This is a genomic window from Microbacterium sp. BF1 (genome assembly GCF_019279095.1).
Lineage (GTDB): Bacteria > Actinomycetota > Actinomycetes > Actinomycetales > Microbacteriaceae > Microbacterium > Microbacterium maritypicum.
Genome location: NZ_JAGYWT010000489.1, coordinates 1 through 1,799, shown reverse-complemented (window position 1 = coordinate 1,799; position 1,799 = coordinate 1). Strand labels below are relative to the sequence as shown.

2 protein-coding genes are annotated in these 1,799 nt (G+C 67.4%); one reads left to right on the top strand and one right to left on the bottom strand.

Features of this window, described 5'->3' with window-relative positions:
• Positions 1 to 1,013 (top strand): DEAD/DEAH box helicase (locus KZA10_RS14015; RefSeq protein ID WP_218683184.1); only part of this gene is annotated, 1,013 nt, incomplete at its 5' end.
• A gap of 60 nt (positions 1,014 to 1,073) precedes the next feature.
• On the opposite strand, the gene KZA10_RS14010 is transcribed toward KZA10_RS14015, so the two are convergent.
• Entirely contained in the window at positions 1,074 to 1,613 is a 540-nt protein-coding gene (locus KZA10_RS14010; protein WP_218683183.1) for a YaeQ family protein, read from the bottom strand.
• Between the last annotated feature and the right edge of the window lie 186 nt (positions 1,614 to 1,799).

Sequence of the window (1,799 nt, the reverse complement as noted above, 5' to 3'; positions counted from 1 at the left end):
TCGTCGAGCGCGTGCTGCAGTCGCAGGCCGGCAAGCGCCGTGAGTTCGGACGGTCGCCGCGTGCGATCATCCTCGCTCCGACGCGCGAGCTCGCGCTGCAGATCGACCGCACGATCCAGCCGATCGCTCGCAGTGTCGGCCTGTTCACCACGCAGATCTACGGTGGTGTGCCGCAGGGCCGCCAGGTGGGTGCGCTCAAGAAGGGCGTCGACATCGTGATCGGCACCCCCGGTCGTGTCGAGGACCTCATCAACCAGGGCAAGCTCGACCTCTCGGACTGCCGCATCGCGGTGCTCGACGAGGCCGACCACATGTGCGAGCTCGGGTTCGTCGAGCCGGTGCAGCGCATTCTGCGTCACACCGCCGACGGCAGCCAGAAGCTGCTGTTCTCGGCCACGCTCGACCGTGAGGTCGCGGCTCTCGTCGACGAGTTCCTCGTCGACCCGGCCGTGTACGAGGTCGCGGGAGAGGACCAGGACTCCAGCACGATCGAGCACCGCGTGCTCGTGATCGAGCACCGCGACAAGGCCGACATCCTCACCTCGCTCGTCGACCGCGATGGCAAGACGCTGGTCTTCGCCCGCACCCGTGCCTATGCAGACATGCTCGCCGAGCAGTTCGACGACGCCGGTATCCCGGCCGTCTCGCTGCACGGCGACCTGAACCAGGCCAAGCGCACGCGCAACCTGGAGCGTCTGACGTCCGGACGCGTGAACGTGCTCGTCGCCACCGATGTCGCCGCCCGCGGCATCCACGTCGACGACATCGACCTGGTCGTCCAGGCCGATGCGCCGGACGAGTACAAGACGTACCTGCACCGCTCGGGTCGCACCGGTCGCGCGGGTCGTTCGGGCCGTGTCGTCACGCTGATCACGCGTCAGCGCCAGCGTCGCATGACCGAGCTGCTCGACCGCGCCGAGATCGACGCGCCGTTCGAGAACGCCCGTCTCGACGACGACGTGATCGAGGAGATCGCCGGTCGCGTGCCGACCGCGGCTGACCTGACCGCCTGAGTCACCTCTCCGAAGGCCCTGTCCCCGCTTCCGCGGGGCGGGGCCTTTCGCGTGTGCGGGTTAGGAGAGCTCGTGCACGTGCACGGCGGAGGTGAGGTTCGTGCCGTTGAGGTCGAGGTAGATCACGCTCTCGGTCACGGTGAGGGTCATGGTGTTGCGGCGCTCGATGAGGGCGGCCGCGCTGTCGATGAAGCCGGGGTCGAAGCTGTAGACGCGGATGTCCTCGCGGCGGTGGATGCGCTTGTCCGTCCACGGTGCCATCACCTTGGCGGGGTCGCGGTGGGTGTAGACCACGGTGCGCTCGGCGAGCCTGCTGCCGTAGTGCAGGCGTTCGGCGTCGGGCGCACCGATCTCGACCCAGGCGGTGATGAGGCCGGTGGGATCGCGCACGAGCACAGCCGGTTCCTCGGTCGAGGAGATGCTGCCGCCGAAGGCGATGCCCTCGGCGAACTCGAGCCCGTAGGCCAGCACGCGCGTGAGCATGTAGGCATCGGTCTCGGACGGATGCCGCGCCACGCGCAGCGAGTAGTCCTCGTAGACGCCGCGATCGGTGTCAGCGAGCTGCACCTCGAATGTGTGGACTGTGGAACCGATCGCCATGATCCCCGAGCCTACGCGGCTGCGGGATGCGCGCTTGACCGTCGGGTCAGAAGAGCATCGGCTATGGTTTGAAACACGAACATTTGCGCGCCAGAGGCAGCGCTTTGGTGGATGACGTCGTCGTAGATGACGTCGAAACAGATCGCCAGACCGATGGGCACATCGTCAACGTTCATGAGGGGTGTG